20 protein-coding genes are annotated in these 20,562 nt (G+C 62.0%); 10 read left to right on the top strand and 10 right to left on the bottom strand.

The features are described 5' to 3' along the window. The 4 genes from VNT00_RS07270 to pncB all read right to left on the bottom strand — a co-directional run. On the bottom strand, positions 1-710 hold a 710-nt coding region (locus VNT00_RS07270), incomplete at its 3' end, for a tryptophan synthase subunit beta (protein WP_325585963.1). 114 nt (positions 711-824) lie between these two features. Further along, on the bottom strand, positions 825-3,071 hold the full coding sequence (locus VNT00_RS07265) for a RelA/SpoT family protein (RefSeq protein WP_325585961.1): 2,247 nt from the start codon (positions 3,069-3,071) through the stop codon (positions 825-827). 69 nt (positions 3,072-3,140) lie between these two features. After that, complete coding sequence (locus tag VNT00_RS07260; RefSeq protein ID WP_325585959.1) at positions 3,141-3,491, bottom strand: RidA family protein; 351 nt, start codon at positions 3,489-3,491, stop codon at positions 3,141-3,143. A 47-nt stretch (positions 3,492-3,538) separates the two neighbouring features. After that, positions 3,539-4,708 carry a nicotinate phosphoribosyltransferase gene (gene pncB / locus VNT00_RS07255; protein WP_325585958.1) on the bottom strand — a complete coding sequence of 390 codons (1,170 nt, stop codon included), beginning with the start codon at positions 4,706-4,708 and terminating at the stop codon, positions 3,539-3,541. Between the two features lie 290 nt (positions 4,709-4,998). Here pncB and fdxA point away from each other — a divergent pair, with 290 nt between their 5' ends. The 5 genes from fdxA to VNT00_RS07230 all read left to right on the top strand — a co-directional run bounded on the left by fdxA (position 4,999) and on the right by VNT00_RS07230 (position 9,343). Next, positions 4,999-5,322 carry a ferredoxin FdxA gene (gene fdxA, locus VNT00_RS07250; protein ID WP_325585957.1) on the top strand — a complete coding sequence of 108 codons (324 nt, stop codon included), beginning with the start codon at positions 4,999-5,001 and terminating at the stop codon, positions 5,320-5,322. 348 nt (positions 5,323-5,670) lie between these two features. Beyond that, on the top strand, positions 5,671-6,981 hold the full coding sequence (locus VNT00_RS07245; protein WP_325585955.1) for a polyhydroxyalkanoate depolymerase: 1,311 nt from the start codon (positions 5,671-5,673) through the stop codon (positions 6,979-6,981). 178 nt (positions 6,982-7,159) lie between these two features. After that, positions 7,160-7,792: an RnfABCDGE type electron transport complex subunit B gene (locus VNT00_RS07240; protein WP_325585953.1), complete on the top strand. Its 633-nt coding sequence runs from the start codon at positions 7,160-7,162 to the stop codon at positions 7,790-7,792. After that, the gene (gene nth, locus VNT00_RS07235) at positions 7,789-8,427 is read left to right on the top strand and encodes an endonuclease III (protein ID WP_325585951.1); all 639 of its coding nucleotides are present in this window, start codon (positions 7,789-7,791) and stop codon (positions 8,425-8,427) included. Before VNT00_RS07240 ends, nth begins: the two co-directional genes overlap by 4 nt. A gap of 202 nt (positions 8,428-8,629) precedes the next feature. Beyond that, entirely contained in the window at positions 8,630-9,343 is a 714-nt protein-coding gene (locus tag VNT00_RS07230; protein WP_325585949.1) for an ABC transporter ATP-binding protein, read from the top strand. 176 nt (positions 9,344-9,519) lie between these two features. Here VNT00_RS07230 and VNT00_RS07225 read toward each other — a convergent pair whose 3' ends face one another. From VNT00_RS07225 to VNT00_RS07215, 3 genes are read right to left on the bottom strand one after another with little or no spacing between them, the layout of a single operon-like run. Continuing rightward, entirely contained in the window at positions 9,520-10,287 is a 768-nt protein-coding gene (locus VNT00_RS07225) for an ABC transporter ATP-binding protein (protein WP_325585947.1), read from the bottom strand. Further along, on the bottom strand, positions 10,284-12,128 hold the full coding sequence (locus tag VNT00_RS07220) for a branched-chain amino acid ABC transporter ATP-binding protein/permease (RefSeq protein ID WP_325585945.1): 1,845 nt from the start codon (positions 12,126-12,128) through the stop codon (positions 10,284-10,286). The genes VNT00_RS07225 and VNT00_RS07220 overlap by 4 nt, the downstream gene beginning before the upstream one ends. 4 nt (positions 12,129-12,132) lie before the next feature. Then, positions 12,133-13,170 (bottom strand): branched-chain amino acid ABC transporter permease, encoded by a 1,038-nt coding sequence (locus VNT00_RS07215; RefSeq protein ID WP_325585943.1) that lies wholly within the window; start codon positions 13,168-13,170, stop codon positions 12,133-12,135. A 433-nt stretch (positions 13,171-13,603) separates the two neighbouring features. Here VNT00_RS07215 and msrB point away from each other — a divergent pair, with 433 nt between their 5' ends. From msrB to VNT00_RS07195, 4 genes are read left to right on the top strand one after another with little or no spacing between them, the layout of a single operon-like run. Beyond that, positions 13,604-13,999, top strand: coding sequence for a peptide-methionine (R)-S-oxide reductase MsrB (msrB, locus tag VNT00_RS07210; RefSeq protein WP_325585941.1), 396 nt, complete (start codon positions 13,604-13,606; stop codon positions 13,997-13,999). Beyond that, positions 13,996-14,574: a septation protein A gene (locus VNT00_RS07205; RefSeq protein WP_325585940.1), complete on the top strand. Its 579-nt coding sequence runs from the start codon at positions 13,996-13,998 to the stop codon at positions 14,572-14,574. The genes msrB and VNT00_RS07205 overlap by 4 nt, the downstream gene beginning before the upstream one ends. Continuing rightward, positions 14,571-14,831 carry a BolA family protein gene (locus tag VNT00_RS07200; protein ID WP_325585938.1) on the top strand — a complete coding sequence of 87 codons (261 nt, stop codon included), beginning with the start codon at positions 14,571-14,573 and terminating at the stop codon, positions 14,829-14,831. The genes VNT00_RS07205 and VNT00_RS07200 overlap by 4 nt, the downstream gene beginning before the upstream one ends. A 13-nt stretch (positions 14,832-14,844) precedes the next feature. Further along, the gene (locus tag VNT00_RS07195; RefSeq protein ID WP_325585936.1) at positions 14,845-15,621 is read left to right on the top strand and encodes a peptidylprolyl isomerase; all 777 of its coding nucleotides are present in this window, start codon (positions 14,845-14,847) and stop codon (positions 15,619-15,621) included. Positions 15,622-15,688: 67 nt separating this feature from the next. On the opposite strand, the gene VNT00_RS07190 is transcribed toward VNT00_RS07195, so the two are convergent. Beyond that, complete coding sequence (locus VNT00_RS07190; RefSeq protein ID WP_325585934.1) at positions 15,689-16,816, bottom strand: zinc-binding dehydrogenase; 1,128 nt, start codon at positions 16,814-16,816, stop codon at positions 15,689-15,691. Positions 16,817-17,025: 209 nt separating this feature from the next. Here VNT00_RS07190 and VNT00_RS07185 point away from each other — a divergent pair, with 209 nt between their 5' ends. Beyond that, positions 17,026-17,370 (top strand): glycine zipper 2TM domain-containing protein, encoded by a 345-nt coding sequence (locus VNT00_RS07185; RefSeq protein ID WP_325585932.1) that lies wholly within the window; start codon positions 17,026-17,028, stop codon positions 17,368-17,370. A 46-nt stretch (positions 17,371-17,416) separates the two neighbouring features. On the opposite strand, the gene ligA is transcribed toward VNT00_RS07185, so the two are convergent. Next, positions 17,417-19,534 carry an NAD-dependent DNA ligase LigA gene (gene ligA / locus VNT00_RS07180; protein ID WP_414650905.1) on the bottom strand — a complete coding sequence of 706 codons (2,118 nt, stop codon included), beginning with the start codon at positions 19,532-19,534 and terminating at the stop codon, positions 17,417-17,419. Beyond that, complete coding sequence (locus tag VNT00_RS07175) at positions 19,531-20,544, bottom strand: cell division protein ZipA C-terminal FtsZ-binding domain-containing protein (protein ID WP_325585930.1); 1,014 nt, start codon at positions 20,542-20,544, stop codon at positions 19,531-19,533. The genes ligA and VNT00_RS07175 overlap by 4 nt, the downstream gene beginning before the upstream one ends. Positions 20,545-20,562: the final 18 nt, after the last annotated feature.

Genomic DNA, 20,562 nt, shown 5'->3' with positions numbered 1-20,562 from the left:
CCCACCGAGGCCACCACGTAATCGGGCTGGCGGCCGGCATCGACCGGCATTTGCGCAATGCACTCGGTGCCGATGACCGACTGGAAGTCGCGCACCATCATGGGATAAGGGTGCGGGCCCGCCACGGTGCCGATGATGTAGAAGGTATTTTCGACATTGGTGACCCAATCGCGCATGGCTTCGTTGAGCGCGTCCTTGAGCGTGCACGAGCCCGAATCGACCGGCACCACCGTGGCGCCCAGCAGTTTCATGCGGTACACGTTGGAGGCCTGGCGCCGCACGTCTTCGCTGCCCATGTAGACCACGCATTCCAGGCCGTAGCGCGCCGCCACGGTCGCCGTGGCCACCCCATGCTGGCCCGCGCCGGTTTCGGCAATGATGCGCGGCTTGCCCATGCGCCGCGCCAGCAGTATCTGGCCGATGCAGTTGTTGATCTTGTGCGCGCCCGTATGGTTGAGGTCTTCGCGCTTGAACCAGATTTGCGCCCCGCCCAGTTGCTCGGACCAGCGCTTTGCATGATAAAGCGGGCTCGGCCGGCCCACGAAATGCTTGAGCTCGTAGGCGAATTCGTTGAGAAAGTCCGGGTCGTTGCTGTACTTTTTGTAGGCATCGCGCAGTTCGTCCAGCGCATGCACCAGCGTTTCCGCCACAAACGAGCCGCCAAACCGGCCGAAATGCCCGTTATCGTCGGGCAGATTGTAAGCTTTCAATGAATTACTCTCTGGTTACGCATCGGCATCCGCCGACAGCGGCAATGAAATTTGCGGGTAATTAAGCATTTTACCAGCGTGCGGCGTCATGCGCCGCTTTCGCCGCGCGCGCAATCAGTGGCGGCTGGCCGTCACGCCATTCAACTCGTTCAAGGCGGCCAGGGCCCGAACGATCTGCTCGCCATCGCGCACCTCGACGGTAAAGATCATATGGGCCAACGATCGCCGGCTTTGCGTATTCACGCTGACGACATTGAGCCGCAGGCGTCCGAACACATCGGACAGGTCGCGCAACAGGCTGGAACGCTCCTGGGCATGGATGCTGATATCGACCGGATAGACCGTGTCGCCGGTATCTCCCCAGGCCACGTCGATGATGCGCTCAGGCTGCTTGATCTTCAGGGCGGCATAGGCGGGGCAGTCGTCGCGGTGAATGGAAACGCCCCGGCCCCGTGTGACGAAGCCGGCTATCCGGTCGGGCGGAGCCGGGCGGCAGCAACGCGCCAGCTGCGTCATCAACGAATCGACGCCCACCACCAGCACCCCGCTTTTGCCGGTTCGGGCCACATTGGCCTGTCCGCTGCCAAGTACGACCTTGTCGTCGGCCTGCGGCAAGGACGGCGCCGCCTCTTCCCGGAACAGGTAGTCGATCTGGCGCAGGCTGAACTCTTCCTTGGCGGCCGCCACATATAAATCGTCGGCGCGCGCGAAACCAAGCTGCTGGGCCAACTGTTCGAGGTTGACGGCGGTTTTGCCCAGGCGTTGCAATTCTTTCTCGACCAGCGCCTGGCCCTGGGAGATGCGCTCTTGCAGTTCGACGGCATTGAACCAGGCCCGAACCTTGGCACGCGAACGTGGGCTGGCCAGGTAGCCCAATTGCGGATTGAGCCAGTCGCGCGACGGTCCGCCGGACTTGGCCGCAATGATCTCCACCGTCTGGCCGGTCTGCAGCCGGGTCAGCAGCGGCACCATCTGGCCGTCGACCCGCGCGCCACGGCAGCGGTGTCCCAGATCGGTATGCAGGTAATACGCGAAATCCACGGGCGTTGCGCCGGCAGGCAATTCGATGACCCTGGCCTGCGGCGTCATGACGTAGATGCGGTCGGCCGACTGCGCGGCATCCGGCACGGTGTCGCCATGGACGGGCCGGGCGTCGGGAGGCGGCTGGACGCCGTCTTTCTCCCAGGCAAGCAGTTGCCGCATCCAGGAGATTTTCTTGTCGTACAGGCTGGCCGCGGTTTGCGTGCCGCCCTTGGCGCCGGCCTCTTTGTAGCGCCAATGCGCCGCCATCCCGTATTCGGCGAATCGGTGCATGTCGTGGGTGCGGATCTGCACTTCGAAAGCCCGGCCCTGGGCATCGCTGACCACGGTATGCAGCGAACGGTAGCCATTGGGCTTGGGCCGGGAGATGTAGTCGTCGAATTCGTCGGAAACCGGCGTCCACAGGGAATGCACCAGGGCCAGCGCGGCATAGCAGGCCCGCTCGTCCTCGACGATGACGCGCAACGCCCGCAGATCGTACAGCCTGGAGAAATCCAGGTGCTTGTTGCGCATTTTGTTCCAGATGCTGTAGATATGCTTGGGACGGCCCGACACGTCAGCGGCAATATGATGCTGGGCAAGCGCCGCCTGCAGCTGTGCCACGACCTGGGAAATGAAAGCCTCGCGCTCGGCCCGTTTTTCTTCGAGCTGGCGCGCGATGGACTTGTAGGTTTCGGGCTCCAGGAAGCGGAAGCCCAGGTCTTCCATTTCCCACTTCAGTTGCCAGATGCCCAGGCGATTGGCCAGCGGCGTATACAGCTCCAGGGTTTCGCGCGCGAATGTCTCCGGACAAGGTGCCTTGGAACTGGCATACCAGCGCAGCGACTGCAGGCGCGATGCCAGGCGCAGCAAGACAATGCGCAGGTCAGCCGCCATGGCAAGCAGCATTTTGCGCTGCATTTCCTTCTGGCCCCCGCCGACCACGGCGGTATCGCTGGATTTTCCGGTCAGATGGCTAAGGCGCAACAGCGAACGCGTGCCCTGCACCAGGGCGACAACCTCGGCGCTGAAGGCTTTTTGCAATGGCGGCGTCTTGCCCTCGGCGGCAGCGGGAGCGCGCTCGGGGGTGATGGTGAGCAAGGCGCTGGCGCGGGTGGGAGCATCGGTGCCCAGTTCGGTCAGGATGCCCACCACGGCGGCGCCATGCTCGGCCAGCGGCTCGCCGGTGCTGGCCGTCAGCCCCTCGAGCGGGCCACGCACCCAGTCGACCGCCTGCGCAAGCAAAGCCCGGCCTTCATCGTCCAAATCGGCACTGACGCGCTCGAACCACGCCTGTTCGAAAGGCTTCTGGTCGGTATCGGGGCGGACTGTCGTGGGCATGATGGGAAACCGGGCGAATAACGAGAACCACGGGCTCCGGGCAAAAAGCCCGGAGCCTTTGAACATTGCCTAGACGGCGGCCGTCACGACGATTTCGACTTTGAAGCCGGGGTTGGCCAGGCGCGCCTCGACCGTGGCTCGCGCCGGTGCGTGGCCGGCGGGCACCCAGGCATCCCAGGCCTTGTTCATGTCGGAGAAATCGCCCATGTTGGCAAGAAAGATTTGCGTCATGAGGATGCGGCTTTTGTCGGAGCCGACCTCGGCCAGCAACCGGTCGATGCTCGCCAGAACCTGCCGGGTCTGCCCTTCGGCATCGAGCCCGGCATCGTCCGGCACCTGGCCGGCCAGATAGGCCACGCCGTTGTACACCACCACTTCGGACAGGCGCTTGCCCACGCTGACCCGCTTGATATCGCTCATGTTTGCTCCATGCAATTGAATAGTCTCCGCCGATGCGGCGGCTAAACCTAGGCTAATTGAAATACCTGGCGCAAATACGCCAGGTAGGCGGGATCATCGCACATAGTCTTCTCGGGCGCATCCGACACCTTGGCAACGGGCTGGCCATTGCACCGGACCATCTTCATGACGATCTGCAAAGGCTCGTGCCCAAGGTCGTTGGTAAGGTTGGTGCCGATGCCGAACGACACCTTGCAGCGCCCCGCGAAATGCTTGGCCAGCTCGATGGCGCGCGGAATGGTCAGGCCGTCGGAGAACACCAGGGTCTTGGTGCGCGGGTCGGCGCGATTGGCCGCATAGTGGGCCAGCAGCCTTTCGCCCCAGACAAAGGGATCGCCCGAATCGTGGCGCGCGCCGTCGAAAAGCTTGCAGAAATACATGTCGAAATCGCGCAGGAAAGCGTCCATGCCGTAGACGTCGGACAAGGCGATCCCAAGGTCGCCACGATATTCCTTGGCCCACACTTCCAGAGCGAAGACCTGCGAATCGCGCAAGCGCGGCCCCAGGGCCTGGCAGGCCTGCAGGTATTCGTGGCCCATGGTGCCCAGGGGGGTCACATTGTGCTTCATGGCCAGCCTGACATTGCTGGTTCCCGCGAAATGCACGCCCATCTGCGACTTCATGGTGGTAACGACTTCTTCATGCCACTGCTTGGAAAAGCGGCGGCGGGTGCCGTACTCGGCCACGCGGAAATCGGCCAGGGCCGGGTCGTCGATGACGAGCTGCATTTTGTTCTGCAGCCGCAGGCGGCCTTCTTCCCAGCCCGGATCCTTGCACTCGTTGCGGAAGTACACCTCGTTGACAATGGCCAGCACGGGTATCTCGAACAAGATGGTGTGCAGCCACGGTCCTTTGACGGTGATGTCGATTTCGCCCGGTCGCGCGCCCTGGGAAACCACAATGCATTTCTCGGGCATGTGGTACAGCCCCAGGAAATCGATGAAGTCGCTTTTTATGAAACGCAGACCGCGCAGATAATCGAGCTCTTCGTCGGTGAACCGAAGCTGGCACAAGCTGTGGATTTCGGCGCGAATCTCGTCCAGGTAGGCGCTGACATTGATGTCGGGCGTGCGGCATTTGTAGCGATACTCGACCTGGGCGGCCGGAAAATGATGCAAGACCACCTGCATCATGCTGAACTTGTACAGATCGGTATCGAGAAGCGAAGTTATGATCATTGAAAAGGCACTGCTTTGCGGTAGGCGTGGCACGCACGCGATGTCTGTGACAACCATAGCATAACGGCCTGCCAGGCCGTTTGCGCGGCAAAGACCCGATATCCGGTCAGGTCTATAAAGAGCGAACTGCGTTTATTGAGTAAAATCGCCCTGTGTTGTCGAAGGCAATGGCAACGGATAATAGTGGATATTGTAATGTTTAATGCCGCGCGGGGCGGGCTTTGCCCCGCATTCCCGGGGTTCGGGCGGGGCGATTGAGCATTGCAATATCTAATAGTTGGAGCTTCACCATGACCCACGTCGTAACCGAAAACTGCATCAAGTGTAAATTCACCGATTGTGTCGACGTCTGCCCCGTCGACTGTTTTCGCGAAGGCCCGAATTTCCTGGTCATCGATCCGGACGAATGCATCGATTGCGCCGTCTGTGTGCCCGAGTGCCCGGCCAATGCCATTTTCGCCGAAGAAGACGTGCCGCAGGATCAAACCAATTTCATGGCCCTGAATGCCGAGCTTTCCCAGGTGTTCAGCATGATCAACCGCACCAAAAAGCCGCTTCCCGACGCCGACGACTGGAATGGCGTCGAGGGCAAGCTCCAGCACCTCGAGCGCTGACGCGCCGGGTTCCCTGACGGGATCCCGCAAACAGGCGTATCCCGATCGGCCTGTCCAGACTCGATGGCTCTTTGGATCCCGTTGCATCCAAAATCGCGTGCCGCCGGCGGCAACGCGGCGTGCCACCGCCCTCAACTGTTGCCCAAGCGCAACTTTATAAGGGGCCTTTACAATAATTTTTAAGGCCTGGCTGCGGGAAATCCCTGGCAAGCCAGCATTAATGACATGTAGTGCGGTGGTAATTTATGCATTTTTGTGTTTTGCTAATAACCAAGCGATACATTCTGTAGAATATTGGCAGCTCCCGGGCGCCGCCAAAACAGAAACAACAATAGGCAAACCATATATATGCTGTACGACCTTCACGAACTTCAACGGGCGTTCCTGACGCCGATGGCAGCCTTTACCGATACCGGTTCGCAGCTTTTCTCCCACCCATACAGCCCGCTTGCCTACACACCCGTCTCCCGACAGTTGGCTGCGGCATGCGAGCTGGCCCATCGCCTGGGCAAGGACTACGAAAAACCCCAATGGGGCATCGCCAGCATCCTGGTCGGCGACAAGGAAGTCGCCGTCACCGAACACACCATCCTCTCGAAGCCGTTCTGCAATCTGGTTCGCTTCGAGCGCGCCCTGCCCAAGACCACCGGTAAAAAAGACCCCCACGCTTCGCCGCTACACGGCTCGCTGCCCCCCGAGGGGGAGCTTTTTACCTTGGGGCGGCCCGGCGGTAAAAAAGACCCCACCGTCCTGCTGGTGGCGCCGCTTTCGGGCCATCACGCCACGCTGCTGCGCGACACAGTCAAGGCCTTGCTGCCGGCCCACGACGTCGTCGTCACCGACTGGGTCGACGCGCGCATGGTGCCGGTCGCCGACGGCGCCTTCCACCTGAACGACTACGTCAAGTACGTGCAGGAATTCATCCGTTTTCTGGGTCCGGACGTGCATGTCGTCTCGGTGTGCCAGCCCACCGTGCCGGTGCTCGCCGCCATTTCGCTCATGGCCGCCAATAACGATCCCTGTCGGCCACGCAGCATGACCATGATGGGCGGCCCCATCGATACGCGCAAATCCCCCACCCAGGTCAACCGGCTGGCAACCACCAAGCCCTACTCCTGGTTCGAGGACACCGTGATCCATCGCGTTCCGGTGCGCTATCCGGGCGAAGGACGCCTTGTCTACCCCGGCTTTCTGCAGCACGCCGGCTTCATCGCCATGAATCCCGACCGGCACCTGCGCTCGCATTACGATTTCTACCTCGACCTGCTCAAGGGCGACGAGGACGACGCCCAGGCGCACCGGCGCTTCTACGACGAATACAACGCCGTCCTGGACATGCCGGCCGAGTTCTACCTGGACACCATCAAGATCGTGTTCCAGGAACATCAACTGCCCCGCGGCCTGTGGGTCATAGACGGCCAGAAGGTCGACCCCTCGGCCATTTCCGACGTCGCCCTGTTCACCATCGAAGGCGAACTGGACGACATCTCCGGCCAAGGCCAGACGCGCGCGGCGCAAAGCCTTTGCAGCGGCATTCCCAAAGAACGCAAGCAGCACTACACCGCGCCGGATTGCGGCCATTACGGTATTTTCTCGGGCCGCCGCTGGCGCGCCACGATATGCCCTAAAATAGCCGAATTCATTCGCCGTTCGGCGTAGTTTTTTGCCACCGGGCCGCCCCAAGGCAAAAAGCGCCCCCTCGGGGGGCAGCAAGCCGCTCCTGCGGCGCGGCGTGGGGGCTTTTTTCACTTTTTCCGCCACGATTCCGGGGCCTGGCGCCCTGTTTGGCCAGTTCATGCGAACCAGCCAGGCAAGACGCCGCGGGTTCCGTTGTCATATGTCACTTGATTTCCTGATCGATCGCGTCGAGGCCCTGCTGCCGCAAACGCAATGCACCAAGTGCGGCTACGACGGATGCCGCCCATACGCGCAGGCCATCGTTGCCGACAACGAAGCCATCAATCGCTGCCCGCCCGGCGGCGATGCCGGCATACAGGCAATGGCCGCGTTGCTGGGTCGGCCCGCGCTGCCGTTGAACGCAGAGTGCGGCCCGCACAAAGCGCTGCAGCTTGCCGTCATCGACGAAGCCCACTGCATCGGCTGCACCCTGTGCATCCAGGCCTGCCCGGTGGACGCCATCGTGGGCGCCAACAAGCTGATGCATACCGTCCTGCCCGACCAATGCACGGGCTGCGACCTGTGCGTGGATCCCTGTCCGGTCGACTGCATCGCCATGGTGCCCGCCGGCCGCGAATGGACGCCGCAACTGGCGGCGCAGGCGCGCACCAACTATGCAAGACGCCAGGCGCGCCTGAACGCCCAGCATCCCGAAACGCTGTCGGCCGCCGCCCGTACCCTGGCCAACAAGGCGGTGGTGTCCTCGTCGGCCTCCAACGAAGCCGTCAAGCGCCAGGCCATTGCCGACGCCCTTGCCCGGGCCCGCGCACGCCGCCACAATACCGCCTCATGAACAACACCATCCGCCACGAAATCTTCGCCCGCCTGAAGGCAGCCAATCCCAAGCCGACCACCGAGCTGCGCTACCAAAGCACGTTCCAGCTGCTGATTGCCGTGATGCTGTCGGCCCAGGCCACCGACAAGTCGGTCAATATCGCGACCGCCCGCTTCTTTCCGGAACACGGCACCGCCCAGGGCCTGCTCGACCTCGGGCTCGAGGCCCTGACCGAATACATAAAAACCATAGGCCTGTTCCGCACCAAGGCCAAGAACGTCATTCAAACCTGTAGAATCCTGCTCGAGCAGTACGGCGGCGAAGTCCCCGACGACAGGGCTGCCCTGGAAGCCCTGCCCGGCGTGGGCCGCAAGACCGCCAACGTCGTGCTCAACACGGCGTTCGGCCACCCGACCATCGCCGTGGACACGCACATATTCAGGGTCGCAAACCGCACCGGGCTGGCGCGCGGCAAGACCGTGCTGGAGGTCGAACGCAAGCTGGAGAAATTCGTGCCGGCGCAATACCGCCTGGACGCGCACCACTGGCTGATTCTGCACGGCCGCTACATCTGTGTTGCCCGCACGCCCAAGTGTCCGCAATGCGGCATCGCCGATCTTTGCGAATACAAGGACAAGACCATCGGCAAGTAGGCGGCAAGCCTTTTTTTCGTCACATATATCAACGTATCCGCGCACTGTCCGATTGGGCCTTGCTCCCTGCACAAACTCAGTATTCATGCGGCTTTGGGGTTTTCCATAGACCTATGACAAACCCGCATATTCTTTTAAAAAAGAAAATCCCATACTGCATACTGGTTTCAAGCGAATCTCGCCGACAACAAGGAGCGTAATCATGGCCAAGCTCGCGCTTGAAGTCGTCGGACTGCAAGCATGGCACGACGGCTTCCAGATTCTGCACGGCATCCACTTCAATGCCGCAGCGGGCGAAGCCATTACCCTGCTCGGACGCAATGGCTCGGGGCGCACCACCACGCTGCGCGCCCTGCAGGGCCTCACCGGAAAACGCGCGGGCTCCATTCTTATACACGGCACCGAATCCATACATCTGCCCACCTCGAAAATCGCGCACCTGGGCATGGGCTACTGCCCCGAAAGCCGCGATATTTTCACGGGGCTCACCTGCGAAGAAAACCTGCTGCTGCCGCCATCCACCGAAGACACGCTTGGCGGCGGCATGTCCCTGGCCGAAATCTACGAACTCTTCCCCTATCTCGAAGAACGCCGGCACTTGCCGGGCTCGCACTTCTCGCGCGGCGAGCAGCAAATGCTGGCCATCGCGCGCATCCTGCGCACCGGCGCCAACATCCTCCTGCTGGATGCGGTTTCCGACGGCTTGGCGCCTGTCGTCGAACACGCGCTGGTCCACATGATCGCCGTCCTGAAAGAACAGGGCTACACCATCATCATGGTCGACCAAAGCCCGCATTTCTCCGCATCCCTGGCCAGCCGCTTCTACCTCATCGAACACGGCGCCATTGCCGCGCAATTCAACTCCAGCGAGTTGCCGGCCCGCCAGGAAACCCTGAACGCGGTGCTGGGGGTATAGCCCCCAGGTAGGCCACCACCGGCCGGGCGTCTCTTTCGGGCCAAAGCAAGCCTCTCCTATACAACGCGGCGGCAAGGCAAAAAAAGCGCCCCCTAGGGGGGCAGCAAGCCGCGTGGCGTGGGGTACGTCGTTCATGCGGACAAGGCCGCATTCAGCCCGTGGCTATGGCGGGTGTATCAACCCTCTTCTTTCTTGTTGCCCAGGCCCAGATAGCTTTCGATCACCCTGGGATTGCCGCTGAGGTCTTTGGCGGGGCCTTCCAGCACGATTTCGCCGGTTTCCAGCACATAGCCGTAGTCGGCCACCTGCAGCGCCGCGCGGGCGTTCTGCTCGACCAGCAGGATGGATACGCCGGTGCTGCGCAGCCGCGCGATGATATGGAAGATCTCACGCACGATGCGGGGCGCCAGGCCAAGACTGGGTTCGTCCAGCATCAGCAATTGCGGCTGGGCCATCAGGGCGCGCCCCACGGCCAGCATCTGGCGCTCGCCGCCCGACAAGGTGCCGGCCTGCTGCATGCGCCGTTCACGCAAGCGCGGGAACAGGTCGTAGACCTCTTCCATTTTTTGCTTCCAGCCGGCTTTTTTCTGGCGATACAGCCGGAAACCGCCCAGCAGCAGGTTGTCCTCGACGGACATGCTGCCGAACAATTCGCGCAGCTCGGGCACCAGCGACATGCCGCCGGCCACCCGGCGCTCGACCTGCCAGCCGGCGATGTCGGTGCCCAGGTACTGCACGGCGCCGCTGGCGTGGCCCGCCGTGGGCAAAGAACCCATAATGGAGTTGAGCAAGGTGGACTTGCCCGCGCCGTTGCCGCCGATGACGGTAACGATGCTGCCCGGCGGCACGGCGATTTTGGCGCCCACCAGGGCATGCACCTTGCCGTATTGCGTGGATAGATTGTCGACCTCGAGAAGAGGCTGTTGGTTTGCGGGCGTCGTCATGCCGCACCTCCTGCTACAACGGGCGCTGCCGCCGGTTCATCGTCAAGTTCCAGATCGTCGTCGATACCTCCCAGATAGGCTTCCAGAACCTTGGGATTCTGCTGCACGTCGGCAGGCAGGCCTTCGGCCAGCTTGGTGCCGAAGTCCATGACGACCAGGTGATCGGTAAGGTTCATGACGAAGTCCATGTCGTGCTCGACCAGCAGGATGCTCATGCCCTCTTCGCGCAACTGGCCGAGAACCTTCGCAAGCTCTTGCTTTTCCTTGTAGCGCAAGCCGGCCGCCGGCTCGTCGAGCAGCAGCAGGACGGGGTCGGCCGCCAGGGCGCGCGCGATCTCGATGATGCGCTGCTGGCCCAGGGCCAGGTTGCCGGCCTGCTCGTACAGGTAGTCGCCCAGGCCGACACGCTCGAGCTGCTTGGCGGCTTCGTACAGAAGCTCGGACTCGTCCTTGCGCTCGAGGTGCAGCGCGGCAGGCACCACGCCGACCTGGCGACGCAGGTGCGCGCCCAGCGCCACGTTCTCGATGACGGTCATGGTGGGCAATAACTGCACGTGCTGGAAGGTGCGGCCGACGCCCAGCTTGGCGATTTCACGCGAAGGCAGCTTGTCGAGGCGGTTGCCCAGGAAGTTGATGGTGCCGCTGGTGGTCGGCAGCACGCCGGTTATGAGGTTGAAGGTCGTGGACTTGCCGGCGCCGTTGGGGCCGATGAGGCCCATGATTTCGCCGGCGCGCAGCGTGAAGCTGATGTCGTTGACCGCCACCAGGCCGCCGAACTCTTTGCGGGCGGCGTCGAGTTCGAGCACCAGCGACCCGCGCTCGGGGCGAGGCCGCTGCGGCAGGTCGGCGGCCTTGGGCGGCGGAGCCTGCTTGCGCTGCGAAGCCTTCTGGCCGGTCAGGGCATTCCACCACGAAACGATGATGGGCCATACGCCATCGCGCGCATATTGCAGCACCAGCACCATCAGCACACCGAACACCACCAGCTCGAAGTTGGACGTGGTGTGGATGATTTGCGGCAGGACGTTCTGGATTTGATCTTTGAGCACCAGGATGAGGCCCGACCCCACCACCGCGCCCCAGACGCTGCTGCCGCCGCCCACCACCGCCATGAACAGGTATTCAATGCCGTAGTTCAGGCCGAAGGGGCTCGGGCTGACGGCGCGCTGCATGTGGGCGTAAAGCCAGCCCGACAGGCAGGCCAGCAGCGCCGAATACACGAAGATGATGATTTTGTACGACAGCATGTTGACGCCGAAGGACTCGGCCATGCCGCCGCCGCCCTTGAGCGCGCGGATGGCGCGCCCCGGACGGGAACTGAGCAGGTTGCGGGTGGCCCACGTGGACAGCAGCACGGCGACCCAGATCAAATAATAAATATGCCGCCCTTCGGACAATGAAATGCCGAAGATGTGGATGGGCTCGATGCCGGCAATGCCGTCGTACTGGCCCAGGAACTCGAGGTTGCCGAACAAGTAGAACAGCGACAGGCACCAGGCAATGGTGCCCAGGGGCAGATAGTGCCCCGACAGGCGCAAGGTAATGGCGCCCAGAATATAGGACACCACGAGCGTAAGGATGAGCCCGACGATCAGCGCCACCCAGGGCGACCAGCCCATGGCGGTGGTCAGGTAGGCCGTTGAATACGCGCCGATGCCGACGAAGGCCGCCTGCCCGAAGGAGGTCAGGCCGCCGACGCCCGTAAGCAGCACCAGGCCCAGGACGACCAGCGTGGCCAGGCCGATGTAGTTGAGCTGGGTGATCCAGAATTCAGGAGTGGCCGCGAGCAAAGGCAGCACGACGAGCAATACAAGCAGAACGATAAGGGGAAGACGTTTCATGGCCTTACTCCTCATCGTCGGTATGGACTGTGCCGAACGATCGCCACATAAGTACCGGAATAATCAACGTAAACACTATTACCTCTTTATAGGCGCTAGCCCAGAACGACGAGAAAGCTTCGAGAATACCCACGAACAAGGCGCCGGCCGCTGCCAGCGGATAGCTGACCATGCCGCCGACGATGGCGGCCACGAAGCCCTTGAGGCCGATAAGAAAGCCCGTATCGTAGTAAATGGTGGTGACGGGCGCGATCAGCATGCCCGACAAGGCGCCGATGGCCGCAGCCAGCGTGAAGGTAAGGCTGCCCGACATATTGGTGCTGATGCCCACCAGGCGCGCGCCGCGGCGGTTCACGGCAGTGGCTCGCAAGGCGCGGCCATACAGGGTTTTACCGAAGAACAGCCACAACACGATGATCAGGGCAACGCAGGTGCCCAGCACGAAGAAGGTTTGCGCCGACCAGGTCACGGAGCCAAGCTGTACGTCGCCATCCAGAAAGGCCGGGGTGCGCCAGCCTTCGGCGCCGAAGAACACCAGGCCCAGGCCGGTAAGCACGAAGTGCACCGCCACCGAGATGATGAGCAGCACCAGCACGCTGGCTTCGGCGATGGGCTGGTAGACCAGCCTGTACAGCATGGGGCCAAGCGGAATGACCAGGGCCAGCGAGAACAGCACGTTGATCCACAGCGGAGTCGTCGTGCTGACGACCATGGGCGCCGCGAAATACAGAGCCCCCGGCAATACCAGCGACCAGCCTATGGTCTTGGGCATTTTCGACCAGTCCTTGTTGCGCACGGCGGACAAGACCTCGGCCAGGAACACCACGATCCCTACGATAAGCAAAAGATGCACCGTGCCCGGGACCTTGCCATTGACCATGAAAGCCAGGGTCAGGGCGCCATAGGCCACGAATTCGCCCTGAGGTATGAATACGACCCGGGTAACCACAAAGACCAAAACCAACGCCAAACCCAATAATGCATAAACAGCACCGTTCAAGATGCCATCCTGTAGCAAGATGAATATGATTGTCGAATCCATTTAAACAACACCAATAATTTATGGGATTAGGAAAAGCCCGCTGCCCCATCACAGCCGACGCGCAACACTGACCCGAAGGAACAATGTCCGCGTCGATAAAAAAAAGGAAACTGACACAATGCCCATACGGCTATATATGCATAGCCAGGCCCGTTTCAGCGATAACGATATGTCGGTAGCGGCGGGAGGAATTCCTCTTTGACTGCATGAGTGACTCAAGTTACCTGATACGCAACCCCGATTATCGACAAATCCCGATACAAAGTCTTTTAGGGGATTCCCTGCGTAGACAAATGAAAAGTATGAAAATCGACGTTGTGCCGGGGAACCTGCGCAAGGATACACGGTCGATGTAACATGACTAAAATAGTCTGGATGATATGAACGCAAACCCTGCGTGGATCCATCGTTACAGCAGTCAAGGTGCAGCAAAATGGAAAAAATCCATAAATCCGATGCCGAATGGCAAGCCCTCCTCACCCCCGAGGAATACCACGTCGCCCGCCAAAAGGGCACAGAACGCGCTTTCACAGGGCGCTACTGGAACAACACCTCTCCCGGCATCTACCGCTGCGTGGGTTGCGGCACGGCGCTGTTCGCCTCCGACACCAAGTTCGACGCCGGCTGCGGCTGGCCCAGCTATTTCGAACCTCTCGATCCCGCCAACGTGCGCGAAGAGCGCGACACCAGCCACGGCATGGTGCGCACCGAAGTCCTGTGCAATGTATGCGACTCCCATCTGGGCCACGTGTTTCCCGACGGCCCGCCGCCAACGGGCCTGCGCTATTGCATCAATTCCCTTTCGCTGAAATTTGAACCCGCCGAATGAAAAAATTCCTGTTCGACCTGTTCCCGCTGATCCTGTTTTTTCTGGCATTCAAGTTTTCCGATATTTTCACCGCAACGGCGGTGGCCATTGCCGCCGGCATCGGGCAGATCATCTGGCTGAAAGCGCGCGGCAAGGCCATCGAGGCCATGCACTGGATCAACCTGACCATCATCGTGGTGTTCGGCGGCGCCACCCTGCTGCTGCACGACGACACCTTCATCAAATGGAAGCCCACCGTGCTGTACTGGCTGTTCGCGGGCATCTTGCTGGGCGGCAAACTGCTGTTCGGGCGCAATCTCATCCAAAAGGTCATGGGCACGCAAATCGCCCTGCCCGGCCCGGTCTGGAACAAGCTCAACCTGAGCTGGGCGCTGTTTTTCATCGTCTCGGGCGCCCTGAACCTGTATGTCGCGTTCTCGGGCCGGTTCACCGAGGCGCAATGGGTCAACTTCAAGGTGTTCGGGCTGATGGCCCTGATGCTGGCGTTCGTGATCGCGCAATCCATATGGCTTGGCCGCTACATGAAGGAAGACCCGCAGCCCCTGCCCAAGCCCGGCAAACCGGAACAACCATGAACGACGACCTTCAAAGACAGATCCGCGAGCGGCTGGCCGGGCTGGAGCCGGCGCGGCTCGAAATCATCGACGAATCGCATCTGCACGCGGGCCACGCCGGCGCGCAGGGCGGCGCGAGCCACTTTCGTATTGTCATAGCCAGCAACCAATTCAAGGGTCTCACCCCCTTGGCACGCCACCGACTCGTGTATGATCGCATGCACGATTTAATTCCCCACCCCATTCATGCTCTGGCAATTGTTGCCAGTACAACTTAGTAAAGGCGATTTAATGAAACGACTCGTGATGTTCGCTGCAGCAATTGCCATCGCTGCTCCGGTTTACGCTCAAAACGTGGCCACCGTCAACGGCAAACCCCTTACGCAAAAACAAGTGGATCAATTTGTTTCCCTGCTGGTCAGCCAAGGCGCCAAGGATTCGCCGCAACTGCGCGAGCAGGTCAAACAGGAAATGATCGGCCGCATGGTGGCGGTTCAGGCCGCCGAAAAAGCCGGCATCGACAAGCAGGCTTCGGTCAAGCAGGAAATCGAACTGGCCCGCCAAGGCATTCTTGTCCGCGCCCTGATGGCCGACCACCTCAAAAAGAACCCCATCACCGACGCCAAGATCCAGGCCGACTACGACACGATCAAGAAGGAACAGGCCGGGCGTCAGGAATACAAACTGCGCCACATCCTGGTCAAGGATGAAAAAGCCGCGCAAGATCTGATCTCCCAGATCAAGAGCAAGAAAATCACCTTCGCGGAAGCAGCCAAGAAAGACTCCATCGATCCGGGCAGCGGCAAGAACGGCGGCGAACTGGGCTGGGCGCCCACCAGCAACTACGTCCCCGAGTTCGCCCAGGCGGTGGAAAGCCTGAAAAAAGGCCAGATGACCGACAAGCCGGTGCAAACCCAATTCGGCTGGCACATCATCGAAGTCGAAGACACCCGCCCCATCGAGTTCCCCTCGCTGGAAAAGGTCAAGCCGCAAATCACCGAAATGCTGCGCCAGCAAGAGCTCGGCGAATACCAGCAAAAACTCATGAAGGCCGCCACCATCAAGTAACCGCAACCTGCAGCCGTGCCGGAATGCCGCCACTTTCGTGGTGGCGGCTTGCGTGAAACGGGCAAATTCAGCCCCGACTGGGATCGATCAAAAATTTCTCGCCAGTCGCCTTGCGATCGAAGGCGCGCAGCGTGTCGGGGTGCAGCACATCCGCCAAGCCAATGGTGCGCGTGTAGTGGCTCGCGAAGGTGGAGGTCAATTCATCGACGACGCGCTGGCGAAAACGCCGCACGGTTTCCGGTCCAACCTTGGACAAGTAGTGGAAGAGCAGCCATGCCGACACGCTCCATGCATAGCCCAGCCCGGTGCGATCCAGGATGGTCGGCGCCGTGTCGAGGCTGCCGTAGACGTAGAGCTGCTTGAATACAGTGGTGCCATAGCGACTGTATGTGCCTGGAATCCGGGCGGCGGCGCGTTCCATAGCCTGCAGAATATCGCTACCGAGCTTTCCGCCCCCGATCGCGTCAAAGGCGATGGTGGCGCCCGTTTCGGCAACCGCGTCTGTCAGTCGCGCGGCGAAATCCTCGTCTTTGCAGTTCAGCACATGGGTCGCACCTAATCCGCGCATCAGGACTACCTGCTCGTCGGAGCGAACGATGTTGACCAACGGGATACCGTCAGCCAGGCAGATTCGTTGCAACATCTGGCCAAGATTGGATGCCGCCGGAGTGTGCACGATGGCCTTGTGCCCTTCCCTGCGAGCGGTTTCGACGAAACCAAGGGCGGTAATCGGATTGATGAACATGGAGGCGCCGTCGGCAGCGCTGGCGCCTTCAGGCAAGGGAATGACATGATCCATGCTGATCTTACGGTAATCAGCATACATGGCGCCACCATAAATGCCGACCCGCCTGCCCCGTAGGGCGGCCGCGTTCCTTCCTGCCGCCACGACTGTGCCGGCGCCTTCATTGCCCACGGACAGCGATTGCCCAATCCGCCCGGCAACCGCCGCCACGCCTGCCGGCGGTACAGTGAGCACGAGCCTTGCCACTCCGCCGCCTTCAGGCTTTTCGATGCTGGATAGATCCGCAGGGCCCAGCAATAGGCCAATGTCGCTGGGGTTGACCGGCGTCGCCTCAATGCGGACGATGACTTCATCATCGCCAGGTTCCGTCAATTCAACTGGCTCCAGCGACAAAACGAGCATGCCGTTCTTGTCGATCGTGGATCGCAATTCACGTCCGGTCCAAACCATGTTCCGCCTCCGATAACTCGTGCTTTCGCCTGCATGGCCAACATTGGAATATTATCAAACCGGTGAAAATCTCGGTTACAACATCGCAAGCAAACTGTAAGCAAGGCCCGGCGCTTATTTCAGTCGGCTGCAAAACCCGCATGGCGCCTTGCCTGCCTGGCGGCGCACGCGTACGCTTGGATTACGGATTCAACTATTGGAGTATCGCCATGTCATTACGCCGCTATGCAACTCAAGCCGCCTTTTGCGGCCTGGCCGCCCTGGCAGTCTCAGGCACCGCGCTGGCGGGACCGAAGACCGACAACACACTGCTGGGCGCGGGCCTGGGCGCCGTGGCCGGCGCCGTGTTCTCGCAGGGAGACCCGCTGGCGACCATCGGCGGCGCCGCCGCGGGCGGACTGCTCGGCAATATCCTGACCGACGATGGACATCATCGCCGCGGCTACCGCGCCTCCTACAACCGCGGTCCTCAGCCCCGCTACGTGCAGGAGCGCTTCGACCACAGGGGCCGTCCAAGCCATCGCGGCTACTACCAACCGCCCCGCCACCGCTAGGAACGCGGTTCGGCGGCAACCGGCCGCCGGGCTGATCGTCCAGGGGTCAGGGGCCGTCCTTCAGCAAGGCCAGCAGCCCGGCCTCGTCCAATACCGTCACGCCCAGCTCCTGCGCCTTCACCAACTTGCTGCCGGCCTCCTCGCCCGCAACCACGTAGGCGGTTTTCTTCGAGACCGAACCGCTTACCTTGCCGCCTACCGAAAGTATCAGGCGAGTCGCTTCGTCGCGCGTCAGCGTGGGCATGGTTCCGGTCAGCACGAGCGTCTTGCCGGCCAGCGCCTGGCCCGCCGGGCCGGCCTCGAGATGCGGACGCACACCCGCCAGCTCCAGAGCGTGGATCACGTCGCGGTTATGCTGTTCGCCAAAGAACTGCCGGATGGAATGGGCCACCACAGGCCCTACGTCGTTCACCTCCAGCAATTGCTCTTCGCTGGCCTGCATGACCGCCTCCACCGACCCGAAATGGCGCGCCAGATCGCGGGCCGTGGTTTCGCCCACATGACGAATGCCGAGGGCGAACAACAAGTGGCCCAGCCCCGGTTCGCGGGCCTTTTCCAGGGCTTCGATCAGGTTCTCGGCCGACTTGCGGCCCATCCGCTCGTACAGCAGCAGGTCTTCGACTTTCAGCGTAAACAGATCGGCCAGCGATTTGACGCGGTCGCTGTCCACCAATTGATCCACCAGCTTTTCACCCAGCCCTTCGATATCCAGGGCTTTGCGGCCCGCCGCGTGGATCAGGCTTTGCTTGCGTTGCGCCGCACAGAACAGGCCGCCCGTGCAACGGGAAATGGCCTCGTCCTCCAGGCGCCGGATGGCGGAGCCGCACACCGGGCACTGAGTGGGCATCACGAACAGCGAAGTCCCTTCGGGACGCAGTTCGATGACGGGGCCGACCACCTCGGGAATAACGTCGCCGGCGCGGCGCACAATGACCGTATCGCCGATACGCACGTCCTTGCGGCGGATCTCGTCTTCGTTGTGCAGCGTGGCGTTGGTGACCGTGACCCCTCCAACGAAAACGGGTTTCAGGCGCGCCACGGGGGTGATCGCCCCGGTGCGCCCGACCTGAACCTCGATGCCCAGCAATTGCGTGGTTTCTTCCTGGGCGGGAAACTTGTGCGCCAGGGCGAAGCGCGGCGCCCGCGCCACATAGCCCAGCACCTCTTGCGCCGCCAGCGAGTTGACCTTGTACACGACGCCGTCGATGTCGAAAGGCAACTGGCCCCGCCCGGCGCCCGTCGCCGCGTAGAACTCCAGCAGGCCCTTGGCCCCCTTGACCACACGGCGGTCGCGGTTGACGGGCAAGCCCAGCGACTCGAACCAGTCGAGCATCTGCGCATGGCTGGAGCAGGGCGCGCCCTCGTTATCGCCCTCGCCTGCGGCCGGATCGAACAGGCTCGCCTGCCCGGCCGTCGGCGCCACAGGCCTGGCGCCGACTATCTCACCCCAGCCGTAGCTGAAAAACCGCAACGGGCGCTGGGCTGTAATGCGAGGATCCAATTGGCGCAGGCTGCCGGCCGCCGCGTTGCGCGGATTGACGAAAATCTTGTCGCCGCGCGCCTGCTGGGCCTGGTTCAGGCGCTCGAAATCGGCGCGATTGATCAGAACCTCGCCGCGCACTTCCAGCACGGCGGGAGCATCGCCTTTGAGTTTCAGGGGCACGGAGCGCATGGTCCGGATATTGCTGGTGACGTTCTCGCCGACCTGGCCGTCGCCGCGAGTGGCGGCCTGGGTCAACAGGCCATGCTCATAGCGCAAATTGATGGCCAGGCCATCGAACTTGAACTCGACGGAATACTCGACCAGCTCGTCGGCCCGCAGCAGCCCGGCATCGCGCAGCGTATCGGAAACCCGTTTGTCGAATGCGAACACATCGTCTTCGGAAAAGCCGTTGCCCAGCGAACGCATGGGCCGCGCATGGCGCACGCTTTCCAGCGACGCCAGGGGCGCCCCCCCGACGCGCTGCGACGGGGACTCGGGCACGATCAATTCCGGATACTGGCCTTCGATGGCCTGCAGGCGCAGCATCAGCCTGTCGTATTCAGCGTCGGACACCTGGGGGGCGTCCTGCACGTAGTATAGATAGTTGTGATGCTCGATGGTCTGGCGCAGCGCCTGAAGCTCCTCCCGGACTTCGGGAGGCACATGGGCCGTGCCGCTCACGAGAACAACCTTACCGTACGGGCATCGCAGGCCGGAAAGCCCTGGCTTTCGAGTTTGGCGTACAGCTGGAACAACTGCGCATCGATGGTGTGGTCGGCGCCGTCGGCAAGCGGCCGGCCCTGATCGTCGATGAGCTCGGCATCGAGCCTGGCGGCCAGGTCCCGGCCCACGCTGGCCATGCGGCTGAAGGCCTGCTCGTCGGACGGGCTATTGGGCAAGTCCAGCAACAGGTCCAGCTTGTCCACGCCCGCGGACTGCACATCGTCCACAAGCAGGCCGTCGAACAACACGGTAAAGCGTGGCACGCCCGAGTCGGACATCCAGGCCATTTGCCGGCCATACGGCAGGAAGCCGGTGTTTTTGAGCACTTGCGCCACATCAGCCACAGGCTGGGTTCCACGCAGTTTCAGGGTAAGACCCACCGTGGCGTCCAGGTCGGCGCACAGTGCATCGAGCTCGCGAGCCCGGGCAAGCACCTGCGCCTGTTCAGGCCCCTCGACCGAACCATCGAACCGCTCGGCCAGGCTTTGCGCTATGGCCCACAGATGCGACCACTCGATATCCGTGAGCGCCCCGCTGCGGTTGGCCAGCAACACCGCCAATTGCAGGGAGTCGTACGATTCGTCTTCCCGCAGGCGCATACGATGCACGTTGCCGTCGTGCGTGGCGAAAACACGCACAGGCTTGCCGCCCACCTTGTCCACGTCCCGGATCGCCTGATAAAGCTGCAGGCCCGGCACCGGCTGGGCAAAACCAATGTCGATGACCGCCTCGCAGGTAGGATCGGCCTCGGCCTCTTCGTCGTCCGCGCCGTCCCGTTGCGCCAGGCTGGACATGCCGGGCTCGCGCCGCCCCGACGACACGCCGCCCATGAGCGGGTCATGCTCGCCCTCGGGAAAGTGCTCTTGCATGCGCTGGCGCACTCGCCTGTCCTGCCACCAGTTGAAGCACAGGACCACGACGATCAAGACCACACCCAAAGAAATCAGCCCGATTTGCAGTTCACTCATTTTTTGTTCCGCCGCATC

Origin of the sequence: Eoetvoesiella sp. (genome assembly GCF_035555955.1) — a bacterium.
GTDB lineage: Bacteria > Pseudomonadota > Gammaproteobacteria > Burkholderiales > Burkholderiaceae_B > Eoetvoesia.
The sequence above is the reverse complement of the archived record's forward strand: the minus strand, read 5'-3'. Positions and strand labels throughout refer to the sequence as shown.

Coding starts and splice junctions, on each gene's coding strand:
- VNT00_RS07265 (WP_325585961.1), bottom strand. CDS start 3,071: ATGCCCACGACAGTCCGCCCCGATACCGACCAGAAGCCTTTCGAACAG.
- VNT00_RS07260 (WP_325585959.1), bottom strand. CDS start 3,491: ATGAGCGATATCAAGCGGGTCAGCGTGGGCAAGCGCCTGTCCGAAGTG.
- pncB (WP_325585958.1), bottom strand. CDS start 4,708: ATGATCATAACTTCGCTTCTCGATACCGATCTGTACAAGTTCAGCATG.
- fdxA (WP_325585957.1), top strand. CDS start 4,999: ATGACCCACGTCGTAACCGAAAACTGCATCAAGTGTAAATTCACCGAT.
- VNT00_RS07245 (WP_325585955.1), top strand. CDS start 5,671: ATGCTGTACGACCTTCACGAACTTCAACGGGCGTTCCTGACGCCGATG.
- VNT00_RS07240 (WP_325585953.1), top strand. CDS start 7,160: ATGTCACTTGATTTCCTGATCGATCGCGTCGAGGCCCTGCTGCCGCAA.
- nth (WP_325585951.1), top strand. CDS start 7,789: ATGAACAACACCATCCGCCACGAAATCTTCGCCCGCCTGAAGGCAGCC.
- VNT00_RS07230 (WP_325585949.1), top strand. CDS start 8,630: ATGGCCAAGCTCGCGCTTGAAGTCGTCGGACTGCAAGCATGGCACGAC.
- VNT00_RS07225 (WP_325585947.1), bottom strand. CDS start 10,287: ATGACGACGCCCGCAAACCAACAGCCTCTTCTCGAGGTCGACAATCTA.
- VNT00_RS07220 (WP_325585945.1), bottom strand. CDS start 12,128: ATGAAACGTCTTCCCCTTATCGTTCTGCTTGTATTGCTCGTCGTGCTG.
- VNT00_RS07215 (WP_325585943.1), bottom strand. CDS start 13,170: ATGGATTCGACAATCATATTCATCTTGCTACAGGATGGCATCTTGAAC.
- msrB (WP_325585941.1), top strand. CDS start 13,604: ATGGAAAAAATCCATAAATCCGATGCCGAATGGCAAGCCCTCCTCACC.
- VNT00_RS07205 (WP_325585940.1), top strand. CDS start 13,996: ATGAAAAAATTCCTGTTCGACCTGTTCCCGCTGATCCTGTTTTTTCTG.
- VNT00_RS07200 (WP_325585938.1), top strand. CDS start 14,571: ATGAACGACGACCTTCAAAGACAGATCCGCGAGCGGCTGGCCGGGCTG.
- VNT00_RS07195 (WP_325585936.1), top strand. CDS start 14,845: ATGAAACGACTCGTGATGTTCGCTGCAGCAATTGCCATCGCTGCTCCG.
- VNT00_RS07190 (WP_325585934.1), bottom strand. CDS start 16,816: ATGGTTTGGACCGGACGTGAATTGCGATCCACGATCGACAAGAACGGC.
- VNT00_RS07185 (WP_325585932.1), top strand. CDS start 17,026: ATGTCATTACGCCGCTATGCAACTCAAGCCGCCTTTTGCGGCCTGGCC.
- VNT00_RS07175 (WP_325585930.1), bottom strand. CDS start 20,544: ATGAGTGAACTGCAAATCGGGCTGATTTCTTTGGGTGTGGTCTTGATC.